The organism is Burkholderia sp. AcTa6-5, assembly GCF_017815075.1.
In the GTDB taxonomy this organism is placed as follows: Bacteria; Pseudomonadota; Gammaproteobacteria; order Burkholderiales; family Burkholderiaceae; genus Burkholderia; species Burkholderia sola.
The window spans coordinates 43,768-60,814 of sequence record NZ_JAGIQE010000028.1 but is presented as its reverse complement, the minus strand read 5'-3'; the positions used below and the strand labels follow the sequence as shown (position 1 = coordinate 60,814).

At 68.8% G+C, this 17,047-nt stretch carries 15 protein-coding genes; 6 read left to right on the top strand and 9 right to left on the bottom strand.

Annotation, left to right across the window (positions count from 1 at the left end):
- The first annotated feature begins 34 nt into the window (after window positions 1-34).
- The gene (locus J8I33_RS28840) at window positions 35-769 is read left to right on the top strand and encodes a metallophosphoesterase family protein (RefSeq protein WP_209927836.1); all 735 of its coding nucleotides are present in this window, start codon (window positions 35-37) and stop codon (window positions 767-769) included.
- 61 nt (window positions 770-830) lie between these two features.
- On the top strand, window positions 831-1,442 hold the full coding sequence (locus J8I33_RS28835) for an alpha/beta fold hydrolase (RefSeq protein ID WP_209939565.1): 612 nt from the start codon (window positions 831-833) through the stop codon (window positions 1,440-1,442).
- A gap of 72 nt (window positions 1,443-1,514) precedes the next feature.
- On the opposite strand, the gene J8I33_RS28830 is transcribed toward J8I33_RS28835, so the two are convergent.
- Both J8I33_RS28830 and J8I33_RS28825 read right to left on the bottom strand, forming a co-directional pair.
- Complete coding sequence (locus J8I33_RS28830; protein ID WP_050016244.1) at window positions 1,515-2,837, bottom strand: ATP-binding protein; 1,323 nt, start codon at window positions 2,835-2,837, stop codon at window positions 1,515-1,517.
- The gene (locus tag J8I33_RS28825) at window positions 2,834-3,574 is read right to left on the bottom strand and encodes a response regulator (RefSeq protein ID WP_050016245.1); all 741 of its coding nucleotides are present in this window, start codon (window positions 3,572-3,574) and stop codon (window positions 2,834-2,836) included. The genes J8I33_RS28830 and J8I33_RS28825 overlap by 4 nt, the downstream gene beginning before the upstream one ends.
- Before the next feature lie 226 nt (window positions 3,575-3,800).
- Between J8I33_RS28825 and J8I33_RS28820 the strand changes: the two genes are divergently transcribed.
- Window positions 3,801-4,382, top strand: a complete 582-nt coding sequence (locus J8I33_RS28820) for a thioredoxin family protein (RefSeq protein WP_050016247.1) — start codon at window positions 3,801-3,803, stop codon at window positions 4,380-4,382.
- 53 nt (window positions 4,383-4,435) lie between these two features.
- Here J8I33_RS28820 and J8I33_RS28815 read toward each other — a convergent pair whose 3' ends face one another.
- Window positions 4,436-5,074 carry an FMN-binding negative transcriptional regulator gene (locus J8I33_RS28815; RefSeq protein WP_050016249.1) on the bottom strand — a complete coding sequence of 213 codons (639 nt, stop codon included), beginning with the start codon at window positions 5,072-5,074 and terminating at the stop codon, window positions 4,436-4,438.
- A 123-nt stretch (window positions 5,075-5,197) separates the two neighbouring features.
- Here J8I33_RS28815 and J8I33_RS28810 point away from each other — a divergent pair, with 123 nt between their 5' ends.
- Both J8I33_RS28810 and J8I33_RS28805 read left to right on the top strand, forming a co-directional pair.
- A complete protein-coding gene (locus tag J8I33_RS28810; RefSeq protein ID WP_209939564.1) occupies window positions 5,198-6,688 on the top strand; it encodes a PLP-dependent aminotransferase family protein in 1,491 nt (496 codons plus the stop codon).
- A gap of 142 nt (window positions 6,689-6,830) precedes the next feature.
- Window positions 6,831-9,062: a transglycosylase domain-containing protein gene (locus J8I33_RS28805; RefSeq protein WP_209939563.1), complete on the top strand. Its 2,232-nt coding sequence runs from the start codon at window positions 6,831-6,833 to the stop codon at window positions 9,060-9,062.
- A 21-nt stretch (window positions 9,063-9,083) separates the two neighbouring features.
- Here J8I33_RS28805 and J8I33_RS34625 read toward each other — a convergent pair whose 3' ends face one another.
- From J8I33_RS34625 to J8I33_RS28790, 4 genes are all read right to left on the bottom strand, one after another.
- Window positions 9,084-10,055, bottom strand: coding sequence for a WG repeat-containing protein (locus J8I33_RS34625; RefSeq protein WP_348636031.1), 972 nt, complete (start codon window positions 10,053-10,055; stop codon window positions 9,084-9,086).
- Entirely contained in the window at window positions 9,971-11,044 is a 1,074-nt protein-coding gene (locus J8I33_RS34890; RefSeq protein ID WP_348636030.1) for a hypothetical protein, read from the bottom strand. Before J8I33_RS34890 ends, J8I33_RS34625 begins: the two co-directional genes overlap by 85 nt.
- A 173-nt stretch (window positions 11,045-11,217) precedes the next feature.
- The gene (gene add / locus J8I33_RS28795) at window positions 11,218-12,318 is read right to left on the bottom strand and encodes an adenosine deaminase (protein ID WP_209939562.1); all 1,101 of its coding nucleotides are present in this window, start codon (window positions 12,316-12,318) and stop codon (window positions 11,218-11,220) included.
- A gap of 46 nt (window positions 12,319-12,364) precedes the next feature.
- Window positions 12,365-13,714: an NCS2 family permease gene (locus tag J8I33_RS28790; protein WP_089489677.1), complete on the bottom strand. Its 1,350-nt coding sequence runs from the start codon at window positions 13,712-13,714 to the stop codon at window positions 12,365-12,367.
- A 94-nt stretch (window positions 13,715-13,808) separates the two neighbouring features.
- Between J8I33_RS28790 and J8I33_RS28785 the strand changes: the two genes are divergently transcribed.
- Window positions 13,809-14,717: a LysR family transcriptional regulator gene (locus tag J8I33_RS28785; RefSeq protein WP_209939561.1), complete on the top strand. Its 909-nt coding sequence runs from the start codon at window positions 13,809-13,811 to the stop codon at window positions 14,715-14,717.
- Between the two features lie 29 nt (window positions 14,718-14,746).
- Here the strand turns inward: J8I33_RS28785 and J8I33_RS28780 are convergent, their stop codons facing one another.
- Together J8I33_RS28780 and J8I33_RS28775 are read right to left on the bottom strand one after the other, a co-directional pair.
- A complete protein-coding gene (locus J8I33_RS28780) occupies window positions 14,747-15,799 on the bottom strand; it encodes a nucleoside hydrolase (RefSeq protein ID WP_124631660.1) in 1,053 nt (350 codons plus the stop codon).
- 14 nt (window positions 15,800-15,813) lie between these two features.
- Complete coding sequence (locus J8I33_RS28775; protein WP_050016275.1) at window positions 15,814-16,926, bottom strand: porin; 1,113 nt, start codon at window positions 16,924-16,926, stop codon at window positions 15,814-15,816.
- Window positions 16,927-17,047 lie beyond the last annotated feature (121 nt).

Here is a 17,047-nt window from a genome sequence, read left to right as displayed (position 1 = left end):
CGACAATCGCCGTTCCCCACATCGCCTTGCCGCCATGAAAATCGCCGCGCTGTCCGACATCCACGGCAATCTCGCCGCGCTCGACGCGGTGCTCGACGACGTCCGCCGCCGCGGCGCCGACGTGATCGTCAACCTCGGCGACATCCTGTCGGGCGCGCTCCATCCGGCCGAGACGGCCGATCGCCTGATCGCGCTCGACCTGCCGACCATCAAGGGCAATCACGAACGGCAACTGCTGACGCACGAGCGCGACGCGATGGGACTGTCGGATCGCTGGGCGCATGACACGCTGCGCGCCGACCACCGCACGTGGATCGCCGCGCTGCCCGAACGCCTGACGCTCGACGGCGACGTGCTGATGGTGCACGGCACGCCGGCCAGCGACCTCGTCTATTTCCTCGAAACCGTCACGCCCGACGGCTGCCGCGCGGCCACGCCCGACGAAATCGCGCAACGCGCCGGCGACACGGCGGCCTCGCTGATCCTGTGCGGCCACACGCACGTGCCGCGCACCGCGAAGCTCGACGACGGCCGGCTGATCGTCAATCCGGGCAGCGTCGGGCTGCAGGCGTACGCGGACGGCCTGCCGCATCCGCACCGCATCGAGACGGGCTCGCCGCATGCGCGCTACGCGACGGTGTCGCGCACGGCGGCCGGCTGGAACGTCGAATTCCATGCGGTCGAATACGACTGGCACACGGCCGCCGCGATCGCGGCGTCGCGCGGACGCGACGACTGGGCGGTCGCGCTGCGCACCGGCCGCTGCTGACGCGCGCGGACCACGCCCTTACTAGCTGAGCTTCGCCTCGATTACAGGAGCACGAAACGTCATGCCCGTCCCGTCGCAACTGCTCTTCCTGCCCGGCGCATCGGGCAGCACCGCGTTCTGGCAGCCGCTGGCCGGCATGCTGACGCATCCGGCCGAGCGGCGGATCGTCGCGTATCCGGGCTTCGGCGACACGCCGCACGATCCGGCCGTCGACGATTTCGACAGCCTCGTGCGTCATGTGCTGGCCACCATCGACCGGCCGACCGCCGTGATCGCGCAATCGATGGGCGGCGTGATCGCGCTGCGCTCGGCGCTCGACAAGCCGGATCTCGTCACGCATCTCGTGCTGACGGTCACGTCCGGCGGCCTCGACATGGCCGGGCTCGGCGCGCAGGACTGGCGCGCCGGTTTCGCCGAAGCGAACCCGCAGTTGCCCGACTGGTTCATCACGTTTCGCGCGGACCTGTCGCGGGACATCGGCCGTATCGCGCAGCCGACGCTGCTGCTGTGGGGCGACGACGATCCGATCAGCCCGGTCGCGGCCGGCAGGCGCCTGCTCGAACGGCTGCCCGACGCGCAGCTGCATGTCGTGCCGGGCGGCCGGCACGATCTCGCGGCCGCGCACGCAGCAGCGCTCGCGCCGCTCGTCGACGCGCATCTGCAACGCGTGTGACGTCGCACTCATCGCAGTCATCGCACGCTTCGGTACGCGCCTGAAGCGGCGACGCTCGCGCGCCGCGTCACATCACCCCGCGTTCCTCAGCGTCAGCCGCGCTTCGAGCCCGCCGCCGTCCGTCCGGTTGTTCAGCGTGAGCGTGCCGCCCATCGCAAGCGCGAGTTGCCGCGCGATCGCGAGGCCGAGCCCCGTGCCGCCCGTATCGCGATTGCGCGACGTCTCCACGCGCCTGAACGGCTCGAACACCGCGTCGAGCTGATCGTCCGGAATGCCGGGCCCGCGGTCGAGCACCGCGATCACCGCGCCGCCGTCCGGCGCCGCCCGCACGTCGATCTCGGCCGTGCCCGCGAACTTCAGTGCGTTGTCGACGAGGTTGCCGACGATGCGGCGCAGCGCCTTCGGCCGCGTGACGAGCGCGAGCGGCGCATGGCTGTGCAGCGCGACGTCCTGCCCCGCATCCGTGTAGTCGTACACGATGCTGTCGAGCAGCGCATCGAGATCGATGCGGCGCGCGGCTTCCTCGGTGCCGTGCAGCGTGCGCGCATACGCGACGCCCTCCTTCACCAGATGCTCCATCTCCAGCAGGTCCTGGCGCAGCTTCGCGCCCTGCGTGTCGTCGTCCATCACGTCGACGCGCAGCCGCATCCGCGTGATCGGCGTCTGCAGATCGTGCGAGATCGACGCGAGGATCTGCATGCGTTCGGCCATGTACTGCGCGATGCGGTCCTGCATCGCGTTGAATGCCCGCGCGGCGCGCGCGACTTCCGACGGCCCGTCTTCGTTCAGCCGCTCGCCCTTCAGGTCCGGCCCGAGCGCGTCGGCGGCCTGCGCGAGCTGCTTGAGCGGCCGCGTCGCGAGCCGCACCGCGAGCCAGCAGCACGCGGCCAGCACCGCGAGCTGCACCACGAGCACGGCCGGCAGCCAGCCCGACAGCGGCACCGTCGACATCGGATGGATGTCGATCGTCAGCGGCGAGCCGTCGGTCAGCCGCAGATGCACCTGCAGATGTTCGCTGTCGCCGGGGATCGAATTCGCGGTCAGCGGATAGTCGCCGCCGATGCCGTCCGAGATCGAGCGCTCGACGCGCGCCGACAGCCGCGCTTCCGGCGGCGTGCCGGTTTGCCCGGGCCCGAGGATGAACGCATAGCTGCGCCGCGCAAGGCGCGGCAGCCACGCAGCGCGCTCGGCGGGCGGCAGATGGTCGAGCAGTGCGACCGAGCTGGCGACCTCGCGCTCGATGTAGCCCATCATCAGGTTCGTGGTCGCCTGGTCGCGCTCGGTCACGGTGAGCCAGAACGACAGCGTCTGCGCGAGCGCGAGGCCCACGCACAGGATCAGCGCGAGCCGCGCGAACAGCGAACGCGGCCAATGCCACGGCGTGCGCGCGCTCATGGCGTACCGTCGACGGCGGTGACGGTCGACGAGAACACGTAGCCCTCGTTGCGCAGCGTCTTGATGTAGCGCGGTTCGCGCGCGCCGTCGCGCAGACGCTGGCGCAACCGGCTCACGAGCAGGTCGATCGAGCGGTCGAACGGGTCGGACTGCCGCCCTTGCGTGAGATTCAGCAACTGGTCGCGCGTCAGCACGCGTTGCGGGTTGTCGAGAAACACGCGCAGCAGCCGGTATTCGGCGCCGCTGAGCGCGACCAGCGTCCCTTCGGCGTCGAGCAGGTGGCGCCCGGTCGTGTCGAGTTGCCATTCGCCGAACGCGAGCAGCGCGGCCGTTTCCGTCACCTGCATGCCGGGCGGCAGCATGCGCGCGCGGCGCAGCACCGAGCGGATCCGCGCGAGCAGCTCGCGCACCGCGAACGGCTTGGCCAGGTAGTCGTCGGCGCCCATCTCGAGGCCGATGATGCGGTCGGTTTCCTCGCCGCGTGCGGTCAGCATCAGCACCGGCACCGTGCGGAACTTGCCGGCGCGCAGGTCGCGGCACAGCGTCAGGCCGTCCTCGCCGGGCAGCATCAGGTCGAGCACGATCAGGTCGGGCGCGCCGTCGTCCAGCACGTTGCGCATCTCTCGGCCGTTCGCGGCGAGCGACACGCGCATGCCGTTTTTCTCGAGGTAGTCCGCGATCAGTTCGCGGATCGCGCGATCGTCGTCGACGATCAGCACGTGGTCGATCTTGTCCATGAGTCGGGGGCGGTATCGGGGTTCGGGCGGGCGATGTCCGCTTTTATACCGCACGGCGGGCACGCGTTTGTATCCCAATGTATCGCGCAACCGCGACGACACACAACATTGCACACGCGCGACGGGCCGGACACATCGCAGATACGTCGGCGCCGCCTAATGGGGCCTGTCGAAACACGTCGGGCCGCCGCCCTCGCGCCGCGGCCCCAAAGATCAGGAGAACGCCATGCTGCCCCGACTCAAGACCGCCGCCCTCGTCCTCGCCCTCGCCGCCACGGCCGGGCTCGCCGCGTTCGCCGGCACCCGCGACGACGCAGGCATCCAGGCGTCGCCGGCCGGCATGGCGGCGCCCGCTTTCACCGGCATCGACCGCTGGCACAACAGCCCGCCGCTGACGCTCGACCAGTTGCGCGGCAAGGTCGTGCTCGTCGATTTCTGGACGTACTCGTGCATCAACTGCATTCATACGATCCCGTACGTGAACGACTGGTATCGGAAATATCGCGACCAGGGGCTCGTCGTGGTCGGCGTGCATACGCCGGAATACCCGTTCGAACGCGACGCGAAGAACGTCGCCGATGCGATCAAGCGCTTCGACATCCGCTATCCGGTCGCGCAGGACAACCACTACGACACGTGGCGCGCGTACGGCAACCAGTACTGGCCCGCGCTGTACCTGATCGATGCGAACGGCAAGATCGTCTATACGCGGTATGGCGAGGGCGGATACGACAAGACGGAGGCAGCGATTCGGAGCGCCCTCGCGCAGGCGGGCGAAGAGGCGAAGGGTTCGACGCGCACGCAGTGACCGGTGCGGCGTGCGGGCGCGATGCTCGCCCGCACGCCGTGGCTCTCATACGCTCAAGTGCGCTTCGCGTCGGCTTCGGCCAGCATCGCTTCCCCGATCGCGCGCTTCCCGTCCGCGACCAGCGCTTCGCCGGCGCCGCGGATATCGGCCTCGGCCTTGTTCTGCCCGAGCTTGCGCTTGCCGACGAACCGCGTGATCTCGATCTGCAGCCCGACGATCGATTGCAGCATCGTGTCGATATAGTCCTTCGGCGCGTCGCCCATCTTCCACGGCACCGGCTGCGACGCCTCGTGCGTGCGCGTCAGCCGTGCGACCACGCCGCGCACGAACTTCTCGTCGTCGCGCACCGTGATGCGGCCGTACGCATGCACGACGCGGTAGTTCCACGTCGGCACCTGCCGGTGCGCGACGTGCTTGCTCGGATACCCGTTCGGCGAAATGTACGCGTCGCCGGCGCGGAAGATCACGAGCACCTCGTCGCCGTCCGCGACGTCCTGCCAGACCGGATTCGCGCGCGCGACGTGCGCATGCAGTTCGCCGAGCCCGCCGTCGTCGGGCATCAGCTCGAACGGAAGGTGGTTCGCGTCGAGCCCGCTCCTGCCGTGCGTGATCAGGCTGCCGAACGGGTGCTGCACGATCAGTTCGCGCAGCACGTCGGGATTGGGTTCGTTGAAATCGGCGGGGACGTACATGTCGGCTCCACAGTCGTGCGGGGTGGGAATGGGTGCGGGCGTTGGCCCGTCATGCGTCGATTGTGAGCCGAAACTGGTTTATTCTGTAGAGCCGGTTTGACACAATTTTAGAAGACCAGAATCATGGCAAGAACGGCCCGGATCGTCGAAATCCCGTCGCTCGGCGCGCTCGACCGCGCGGCCGGCGACCTGAGCCGCCAGCTCGCGCAGGCGCTGCGCGACGCGGTGCGCCGCGGCGACGTCCGGCCCGGCGACGCGCTGCCGTCCACGCGGTTGCTGGCGGCATCGCTGCAGGTCGCCCGCGGTACCGTCGTCGACGCGTATGCGCAACTCATCGCCGAAGGCTTTCTCGAATCGCGCGGCGGCGCGGGCACGCGGGTCGCGAACGCACTCGCGGAACCGCCGCCCGTCGACGAACCCGCTCCCGCTGACAGCCGCCAGCACCCGGCGCGCAACGGCCTGCCCGAGCCGGCCGCCACCTTCGCGCGGATCGCCCGCGAATTCAGTCCGCTGCCGGCCATGCCGTTCGCGATCTCGGTGCCGGTCGGCCTCACCGCGCCCGACGACATCTGGCGCCGGCTCGGCAATCGCCTGCGCGCCCGCGGCGCCGGCGCGCCGTCCGGCTATGCCGACCCGCAAGGCGCGCTGCCGCTGCGCGAAGCGATCGCCGATTACGTGCGCCGGTCGCGCTCGGTGCGCTGCGATGCGAGCCAGGTCGTGATCACGAGCGGCACGCAGCAAGGGCTGCATCTCGCGAGCCAGGTGCTGCTCGGCGCACACGACCGCGCGTGGGTCGAGAATCCGGCCTATCGCGGCATCACCGCGCTGCTCGACAGCACCGGGCGGCGCGATGCGATGGTGCGCGTGCCGGTCGACGCGGACGGCCTCGACGTCGACGCCGGCATCCGCGTCGCCCCCGATGCGCGCGCCGCATTCGTCACGCCGTCGCACCAGTACCCGCTCGGCATGCCGTTGAGCATGGCGCGGCGCAATGCGCTGCTGGCATGGGCGCGCGCGCATCGCGCCTGGGTCGTCGAAGACGACTACGACAGCGAATTGCGCTACGAAGGCTATCCGTTCCCGTCGCTGCAAGGTCTCGCGCCCGACCGCGTGATCTATCTCGGCACCTTCAGCAAGATCCTGTTTCCGTCGCTGCGGCTCGGCTACGTGATCGCCCCCGACGATCTCGTACCCGCGTTCTGCGGCGCGCGCGTGCTGATGGACCGCCATGCGCCCACCGCCGACCAGCACGTGCTCGCCGCGTTCATCGCCGAAGGTCATCTCGATCGCCACATCCGTCGCGTGCGCGGCGTCTATGCGGAACAGCGCGCGCTGCTGATCGACACGCTCGGCGCGCGCCTGCCGCGCGAACGCGCGTGGGTACAGCCGGGCGACCAGGGGATGCACGTCGTCCTGTGGCTCGCGCAAGGGATCGACGATCTCGACGTGGTCGCGCGCGCCGCCCGGGCCGGTGTCGCGGTGCGTGCGGTGTCGCCGATGTTCGCGCCCGGCACGGCGCGCGCCGGGCTCGTGCTCGGCTTCGGCGGGTTCGACCGTGCGCAGATGGAAGCGGCCGCGCAGCGGCTCGCGGACGTCGTTTCGTCGGCGGAATAGCGGCCCCGCGCGCGGTAAAAGGTTCGCGGCGGGCAACAAACGTAATCGTCTGTAAATCCTGCAAGCAAACGGCCGTTTCGGGCACCGGCGCCCGGGTTCCGTTTGCTAGGATCGCGCGTCTTCCCTCCGCGCTCCTGCCGCCTTGAATCGCTTCGTGCCGTTTCTCCGAGATGCGTGGCTTCGTTGCCGCGCCCGTGTCGCGCCGCTCGCCGCCGCGTGCCGCACGCGCGTCCGCGCGCTGGGCGCGGGCGCGCTGCATCGCCTGCGCCATCCGACCCGGCGCGGCGTCGCGCTGACGCTCGCCGCGATCCCGGTGCTCGGCCTGCTGGTGCTGCTCGCGTTCGTTCCGTTCACGCCGAGCATCGGCGACATCCGCAAGGCGCGCATCGACCGCCCCGCGCGCGTGCTGTCGGCCGACGGCCAGCTGATCGCCGAATTCCGGCCCGTGAACCGTGAATGGGTGCCGCTCAAGCAGATCTCGCCGCATATGGTCGATGCGCTGATCGCGACCGAGGATCACCGCTTCTACGCGCATCACGGCATCGACTGGCGCCGCACGCTCGCGGCCGGGCTGCATACGTTCTCGGGCGACCGCCAGGGCGGCTCGACGATCACGCAGCAGCTCGCGCGCAATCTGTATCCCGACGAAGTCGGCCGCGCGCCGACGCTCACGCGCAAGCTGAAGGAGCTGATCACCGCGTTCAAGATCGAAGCGGTGTACAGCAAGGACGAGATCCTCGAAACCTACCTGAACACCGTGCCGTTCCTGTACAACGCGTACGGCGTCGAAATGGCCGCGCGCACCTACTTCGGCAAATCGGCCGATCAGCTCGACATTACGGAAAGCGCGACGCTCGTCGGGATGCTGAAGGGCAACAGCTACTACAACCCGGTGCTGAATCCGGACCGCGCGGTCCAGCGGCGCAACATCGTGCTCGGCCGGATGGCGCAGATGGGCATGCTGTCGCCGCAGCAGCTCGCGAAACTGCAGCGCCGGCCGCTGCGCGTCGACTTCGAGCCTCAGACGGCGCAGCCGGGCCTCGCGCCGCATTTCGCGGTGCAACTGCGCAAGTGGCTGATCGCATGGGCCGACCGCAACAACTACGATCTGTACGCGGACGGCCTCGTCGTGCGCACGACGCTCGATGCGCGGCTGCAGGACATGGCCACGCAGGCGCTGACGCGGCAGACCGAACGACTGCAGGCGATCGCCGACGGCGCATGGCGCGGGCCGTCCGGTTGCGGGCTGCGCAACGACCTGTTCGTCGGCTTCATGCGGCAGACGCCCGAGTATCGCCAGGCGCGCGACACGGGGCTCACCGATGTGCTCGCGCTGAAGCAGCTCGGCGCGAATCGCGAATTCATGCGCGCGCTGTGCGAGCGCAAGACGCAGGTGCAGGCCGGCTTCGTCGCGATCGATCCGCGCAACGGTGCGATCCGCGCGTGGGTCGGCAGCCCGGATTTCGGCAGCGAGCCATTCGATCACGTGGTACAGGCGCGGCGCCAGCCGGGTTCGACGTTCAAGCCGTTCGTCTATGGCGCCGCGTTCGCGGACGGGATGCGGCCGGGCGATACCTTCGTCGACCGCCCCGTCGCGATCCCGATCGACGGCCGCGCCGTGTGGCATCCGACCGATGCGGAACCGCCGACCGGCGAGCCGATGACGCTGCGCGACGGGCTCGCGCTGTCGCGCAACCGCATCACGGCGCAGGTCATGCAGCACGAAGGCGCCGCGAAGGTCGCGCAGCTCGCCCGCGCGATGGGCGTACGCGACAGCCCGCTCGATGCGGTGCCGTCGCTCGCGCTCGGCACGAGCCCCGTCACGCTGAAAGAGATGGTGTCCGCGTACGGCACGATCGCGAACCGCGGCGTGTACGTCGCGCCGCAGATGATCACGCGCATCGAGGATCGCAACGGCCGGGTGCTCGCCGCGTTCGGCAGCGCGCCGCCGGAACGCGCGTTGCCCGCGCCTGCCGCGCAGACGCTGGTCGACGCAATGCGCGGCGTCGTCGATTACGGGACCGGCGCGGACATCCGCTCGCGCTACGGGATCCGGATCGACGTCGCGGGCAAGACCGGCACGACGCAGGACAACACGGACGGCTGGTTCATCCTGATGCATCCGCAACTGGTGGCCGGCGCATGGGTCGGCTTCGATGACGGCAGCGTGACGCTGCGCAGCGACTACTGGGGTGCGGGCGCACACAGCGCATTGCCGATCGTCGGTTCGTTCTACGATGCAGCGCTGCGGGCGCGGGCGATCGACCCGCATGAGCAGTTCTCGCCGGACTTCCGGCCGCGCAGCGCACCGGCGCCGAAGCGGCGCGCGCCGCAGCATTCGGGCCTGTTCGACTGGTTGAGGTTCTTTCGCTGATCGGGATAGCTGCGCGCCGGGCTACCGAGGCGTCGTCGTCGCGTGCCCGTCTGCGTACAGCCACACGGGCACGCCGTCGTCGCGCAATGCGGCGACCGGTTCGTCCATGCTCCAGCGCCGCGCGATCTCGACACGGCGAACGAACCACGGCATCAGCGTCACATGCCGTGCATTGTCGTCGCGATCGTCGTCGAACAGCGCATCGTCGCCGATCCGCGTGTAACGCGCCGGATGCAGCACGGTGCCGTCCGCGCGCAGCACCGTCGCCCGCACGTCGTTGCCGCCCTCGTCCTGCACGCAGGCCAGCCAGCCATGATCGGCGCCCCAGAACAGGCCGGCCACATCGTCGTAGCGCCCCTGCGCGATCGTCGCGCCCGTCTCGAGATCGCAGATCGCCAGTTGCACCGGCTCGCCCGGCAGGACGCCGATCGCGTAACGCGTGAACAGCTCGCCCGGCACCGCTTCGTCGTCGGGCAGCCACGACAGCGCGCCCATGTTGACGAAGTCGAACGGCGTGAGCACGCGGCCCTGCCCGTCGACGATCGCGCAACGGCCGTCGTCGCGCCGCACGATATGGCGGATCGTGCCGAGCTCATCGAACATTTCCGCGTGTTCGCCGCCGGTCAGCGGTGCGACTTCCGCGTAATGCGGTTCGACGATCACCCGGCCTTTCGCATCGACGAGACCGACGTGACCGTTACGCCGCGCGACGAACGCGCCGCACTCGGACGACCATTCGAGCGACGCCCACTCGGGCTGTGCGCGCCATTGCCCGTCGCGCCCGATCAGCCCCCATCGCTCGCCTTCGGCTGCCGCCGCGACGGCGCCGTTCACGAATTCGTGCGCGTCGTCGAAACGCGGCGGAATCGTCCACGCGCCATGCGTATCGACGAAGCCCCAGCGGCCATTCAGGCTCGCCGACGCGACACCGCCGGTGAACTCGCCGAAATCGTCGAGCGTCGGTTCGAGTACCCACGCCCCGTCCGTGCGCACGAGCCCGAACCGCTCGCCCACGCGCACGCAGGCGACGTCGCCGCTGAAATCCCACACCGCGTCGAACGCCGGTTCGCGCACGATCCTGACACCGCCGCCCGCGACGCCCCATCGGCAAGCAGCAGGCCGACCTTGCCGTCGCGCGCGGCCCACAACAACCGGTCGTCACGCGCGCCACTGGCCCACAGGTTCGTCCACTCGGGCGGCACGATCACGTCCCACGCGTCGTCGGTTTCACGCCGCACGCCCCACAGGCCGTTGCTTCCGCGAAAGCTGAACGTGTCGTGATCGAGCCAGTTGCCGTGCAGCTCACCGGCGTCGAACATCTCGGCGAACGTCACGCGGCGCGGCGGATTCTGGCGCCGGAAATAATGATGCGACACGCCGCCGAATCCGAAGCCCCACGCCCAGTCGCCCCAGTCAGCGGGCGTATCGATCTCGAGTGCATCGCGCACGCCGCGCACGTCGCGGAAGTCCATGCAGTTCGCGACCTGCCACCACAGGCGCGTGCACGCATCGCGTTCCTCGTCGATGTAGTCGTTCGGATCGCCGTCGTCGAGCCATGACAGTTCGTCGAGGTTCGCGGATAGCCGGGCCGCGCCGTGCGCGTCGCCGAGCGCATCGATCGACTCGCCGAGATGACGCACGACCGCATCGAACTGGCGCGCGAGCGCCGGATCGTCGCCCGGCAGTGGATACGCGGTGACGAACGCCGCGAGCCGGCTGAGGCGCGCAAGCGCGGCGCGTGCATCGCTCATGAGATTCGGCGTGCCGGCATCGCCGAACACGCGTTGATCGGTAATCGCGTCGCCCGCGCCGCCGTCGGCCAACAGCACGCGCCACAGCAGCGGAAAGTGATTATTGGATTCCGCGAACTCGATCGTTCGCGCGTCGTCGCCGTTACCTGGCTGGAGATAAAGCCATGCTCGATTGCCCATCGGAAGGGTCGCCCTCGTTATTATTGTTGCCGTAATCGTGTCGGCGCCCATTATAGAAGCACGCGATGACGCCGGCGGTGGCCGCCTGCGCCGCGCACCATCACCGTCATCGTTCGACCATGACGGCGCGCAGTACGCTATCCGATTTCGACCGCGACTATCTTCCCGATTCGAATGAATCGCCGGCCCGGCGACGTACCGGCCGGCGAGGCACTCGACTGCGTTCAGCCGGCCGCGAGCGTGGCGGCCAGCGCGTCGTATTCAGGCACCCACGCCGCACGCCACGCCGCCTTCGTCGCGTCATCGACCCACGCGCCGCCGATCCCGTTCAGCATGAACTGCTTCAACTCGGCCACGGTGAAGCCGAAATGGCTGAACATCAGCTCCCACGCTTCCGAAGGGTTCACCTTGTGCAACGTCGGATCGTCAGTGTTCGGATGGATCTTCAACCCGAGCCCCGGCATCTTGCGCATCGGATGCAGTTCGGCCCATTGCGCCGGCGGCAGCGTGCGCAGGTAATACGAATTCGTCGGCACGACGGTAAACACGATGCCGCGCTCCGCATAGCGGGCGCACAGCTCGGGGTTGTCGACGATCGTATAGCCATGATCGATGCGGTCCACCTGCAGCAGATCGACGGCCGTCTCGACGTTGCGCCACGGCATCCCGAACTCACCCGCATGCGCAGTCGTGCGGAAGCCGGCCGCACGCGCGCTGCGGTACGCCTTCCAGAACAACTCGGGCGGCCGGTCGTTCTCGCGATAATCGATACCGAGTCCCGCGACTTCGTCCGCGCGATGCGCGCTCATCCACTCGACGATCGCAACCGCTTCGTCGGGGTCCTGCTCGCGGTCGATGCTCGGAATCACGCGCGCGCCGATTCCGAAATCGCGCGCGGCATCGCGAATCCCCGTCACGATCGCAGCCTGCGCATCCGCATACGCGATGCCCGACACGCGCACCGTTCCCGTCGGATTCCAGAAGAATTCCGCGTGCCGCACGTTGTGGGCGGCTGCGTCTTCCAGATACTCATAGGTAATACGCCGCAGGTCGTCGGGTTGCGTCAGCAGATATTTATCGAGCGCGCGCAGCACGTGCAGCACGCCGACCGGTTTCTCGCCGCGTGCGTAGAACGCCTCGATCTCCGCGCGTTCGATCGGTGCGCCGCTGCGTTCGGCCAGCGCGACGAACGTGTCGTGCCGCACCGCGCCGAGCAGGTGGCAATGCAGCTCGACTTTCGGCAGCGCGCGGAAGAAGGCCCGATGGGCCGTCGTGATCTCGATGCCCGTGCGCGCGGCCGGAACGTTGCCTGGTGTTCCCTTCATGTCAGTCTCTTTTTTCGGTAGTGCCATTGCGTCGCGAAGCCGTCTCTCAGTGCGGCTTCACGACGGTCCAGAAGTAATAGCCGAGCGGCAGCGCGAGCACGACGAGCCCCCACGACACGTCGCGCCAGCGCCCAGCCAGCAGCTTGACGAGCACGTAGCACAGCAGCCCGCCCGCGATGCCGGTGCCGAAGCTGTTCGACATCAGCGTGAGCAGCACCATCGACATCACGGGCAGCGCATCGGTAAAGTCGTCGAAATGCGTATGGCGGATCGTCGCGAACATCGACAGCCCGATCAGGATCAGCGCCGGCGCCGTCGCCTCCTTCGGGATCGCGAGCGCGACCGGCACGAACAGCAGCATCGCGGCGAACAGCACGGCCGCCGCCACCGACGACAGCCCGCTGCGGCCGCCCGACTCGACGCCCGCGGCCGATTCGATCAGCGCGGTCAGCGCGGGAATGCCGAACACCGGCCCGAGCGTCGCGGCGAGCGAGTCGACGAGAAACGGCCGGTTGATGTTCGGCAGGTTGCCGTGCTCGTCGAGCAGGTTCGCCTTCGCGCCGACCGCAAGCGCGGTGCCGAGCGTCGAGAAGAATTCCGCCGCGAAGAATGCGAACAGGTACGGCGCGGCGGCCAGGCTCAACGCGCTGCCGATATCGAGCTTGAACGCGATCGGCGCAATGCCGTGCGGCAGCGACATGAACGACGCGGGCAGGTGCGTGACGCCGAGCGGCACACCGGCCGCGGCGGCGACGAGGATCGCGATCAGGATCGCGCCGGGCACCTTGCGCGCCTGCAGCACGATCGCGACCGCGAGGCCGATCAGCGCAACCAACGCGCCCGGCCGCGAGAAGTCGCCGAGCGCGAACGCGTTGGTCTTCGCGTTCGCGACGACCATCCCCGCATTGCGCAGCCCGAGCATCGTGACGAACAGCCCGATCGACGCACCGAGCCCGAGTTTGATCTGCACCGGAATCAGCCGCACCACGACGCCGCGCGCGCCGAGTATCGTCAGCAGGAAGAACAGCACGCCCGACACGCATGCGATGCCCAGGCCCGTCTGCCAGCCGACGTGCTCGGTCGTCGCGAGCGTCACGCCGATGATCACCGAGCCGCCGATACCGGGGCCGACGAGGAACGGCAGGTTCGCGTAGAACCCCATCAGCGTGGTGAACAGCACGAACACGATGATCGTCGCGGTCGTCGCCGCGCCGCGGTCCATGCCGCCCGTCGCGAGCAGCGACGGGATCACGACGAGCAGGTACGCGGCCGCGAGAAACGACGTGACGCCCGCGATCGTCTCGGTGCGCACGCTCGTGCCGCGCGCGGCGAGCGCGAAGCGGCGTTCGAGCCAGTTGGCCGGCACGCGCGCCGGCATCGTGTCAGTCGCTGACATGGTGGTTCTCCTGTGATTCCGAATATTGTCCTGTGTCGGGTCGTGCAGCGCGGTCTTATACTGCCGCGTACCGCATCCCGACCGTCATTGCCCGATGTCCGACCGCTCGTCGCTGCTTCCCGCGCTCACGCTGCGGCAGGTCCAGCACTTCGTCGTCCTTGCACACGCACGCAGCTTCACGCAAGCCGCGCAGGCGCTGTCGCTCACGCAGCCCGCGCTCACCGCGTCGATCCGCCAGATCGAGTTCCTGCTCGGCGGCCGCCTGTTCGCACGCACCGCGCACCGGCTCACGCTGACCGCCGCGGGCGAAGCCGTGCTGCCGCTCGCCGAGCGCCTGCTCAATCAGGCGCGCGGCACCTTCGACGACATGACGCGGCTCATCGGCGAACGCATCCAGACCGTGCGCATCGCGTTCATCCCGTCGGTCGCGGGCCGCCTGCTGCCCGCGCTCAACGCGCTGCGCGCCACGCACCCGACGTTGCGCTTCACGCTCACCGATTTGCCGAACAGCGCGCTCGTCGAAGCGGTGCGCGACGGCGTCGCGGATCTCGGCATCGGCGTGCGCGAACCCGACAGCGACGACGGCACGCTGCGCTATCAGCAGCTGTTCGAGGACGAGATCGTGATCGTCGTGCGGCACGACGATCCGCTCGCCCGCGCGAAGAGCGTCACGTGGGCGAAGCTGGTCGATCGCGATCTCGCGGTGTTCGTGCGCGGCAGCGTCAGCGAATCGCTGCATCGCACCGGCGGCGCCGGAAAGCTGCGCCTGAACGTCACGTACCGGATGGAATACACGGAGCCGCTCTACGCGCTCGCGCGCAACGGCCTCGCGACCGCCGTGCTGCCGAGCCTCTACACGATGCATCTGCACGATCCCGAACTCGTCGCGCTGCGCGTCGACAAGCCGCGCGTCACGCGCGCGATCTCGCTGATCTCGCTCGCCGCCGACGATCGCGGCCCGCACGTGCGCGCGTGCCGCGAGTGGATCGAGCAGCGCATCTGATTCCGTTCGCCGCGCACGGCCGCCCGCACTCAGGGCAATTTCGCGATGCGCTCGACGAGCGTCGCGTAGAAGCGGTCCGCGTCGACCTCGTTGATCCATGTCGCATTCGCTGCACGGCCGCTGCGCCCGTTCCAGTCGACGATCGTCTCGCCGAGCGTCCACTGCCCGGTCGTCTCGACCACCACGTTCACCTTGCGGCCGCCGAACAGCGTCGGATCGACGAGATAGCCGACGGCCGTCGGGTCGTACATTGGCGCGTCTTCAACGCCGCGCCGCTTCTTGTTGTAGGCGAGCTCGGCCTCCATGATGTCGGCGACGATCGCGCCGCAGCGGTTGCCGAGCGCACGGAACGGCGCGACGCGCGCCGGCGTGATCGACGCCTTCACCGCGACGTCGCGCGGCAGCACGACGATCGGCACACCGCTGCCGAACACCACGTCGGCCGCGTGCGGATCGACGTAGATGTTGAACTCGGCGGCCGGCGTGATGTTGCCGCGCTCGAAAAACGCGCCGCCCATCAGCACGATGTCGCGCAACGCGGCGCGAATCTGCGGTGCTTCGACCAGCGCGGTCGCAAGGTTCGTCAACGGGCCGAGCGCACACAGCGTCACGCTGTTCGGCGCCGCGCGGCTCAGCGTATCGACGAGGTACGACACCGCGTGACCGGCGGCGAGCGGCGCGCGCGGCGCATGCAGTTCGACGCCTTCGAGCCCGGTCTTGCCGTGCACGTTCGCGGCCGTCACGAGATCGCGCACAAGTGGCCGCGGGCAGCCCGCATACACCGGCAGCGCGTTCGTGCGGCCGGCCCAGTCGCGGATGATCCGCGCATTGCGTTCGGTCAGCTCGAGCGGCACGTTGCCGGCCACGGCCGTCAGCGCGCGCACGTCGAGCCGGTCCTGCGCGCCGAGCGCGAACAGGATCGCGATGGCGTCGTCCTGCCCCGGATCGGTGTCGATGATCACCGTGCGGCGCGCGGCGTCGCCGCCGGCCGCGAATGCGCCCGTTTCGGGCAGCAACGCGGTGCCGGCCAGCGCGGCGGACAGTTTCAGGAAGGTGCGGCGGGAGGCGATCGGATGGGTCATGGTCGGTCGGGTGCTCAGAACACGTGCCGGACGCCGAGCGTCGCCATCATCTGGCGCGTGCCGGTCGAACGCGCATACGCGAAGATCTGCGCATGGTCCGCGTCGCCGGCCGCCTGCTGCGCGATCACCGTCAGCGCGACGTCGGTGCGTTTGGACAGGAAGTAATCGGCCTGCAGGTTCACCTGATGCCATTTCGGACGCTTGTCGATCACGTCGTACTTGCCGTTCGTGAACGCATACGCGGCGCCGAGAAAGAGTTGCGGCGTCATCGTGTAGACGACGTTCACGCCCAGGTTCTGCAGGTGCAGGTGCGAATTGTCGAGGTAATCGTAGCGCACGTCGGTGAACATCGCCGCGAACTGCGCACGGCCGATCGTGTAGAAGCCGCCCGTGCCCGCGATCCGCTGCCGGCTTGCGTATGCGGCCGGCGACATCGCGCTCTTGCTGAAGATCAGCAGCGGCGACGCATAGTCGTTCGCGATCGCGCCGTCCTGGTTCGTCGCGCTGTACGGATGGTTGTACTGCGCATAGACCACGCTCCAGCGCAGCGGGCCGCGCTCATACCCGAGCCCGAAGCTGTACGCGCTATTGTTCGCGAAACCGGTCGTATTGCTGAAGCCGTACAGCGCGGTGAACTTCAGCCCGTAGTAGACGGGGCTCACGTACTTCACCGAGTTCTGCACGCGGATGTCGTTGTAGCCGTTATCGTTGTCGCCGATGTTCACGCCGTTGCTCGCGATGATCACGGGCCCGATGTAGTCGTGGATCGCATCGTACTGGCGACCGAACGTCAGCGAACCGTAGGTGCGGTCGGCGAGCCCCACGTACGCCATGCGCCCGAACTCGCGACCGTTCTGCGCAGCCGTGCCCGTCATCACGTTGAAGCCGTTCTCGAGCTGGAAGACGGCGGACAGCCCCTGCCCGAGATCCTCCTTGCCCTTCAGCCCCCAGCGCGGGTTCTGGTTCGTGCCGGACAACGCCTGCCACGCGTTCTTGCCGCCCTGGTTCGTCGCGAACCCGACACCGGCCGAGATGAGACCGTACAGCGTGATGCTGCTTTGCGCACCGGCATGGGTCGCGAAGGCGCCGAGCATCGCGAGCGGAGCGAGCTTGTAGAGAGTTTTCATGCGGGTCGTGTGGTCGGTGGTAGTCCAAGCGCGGCAGGGTTCCGCGAAACTGGACTCGACTATACGAACCCGGATCGGATAATAAAAGTTTGCTTTCCTTATATGTCAATAAAACGGATTT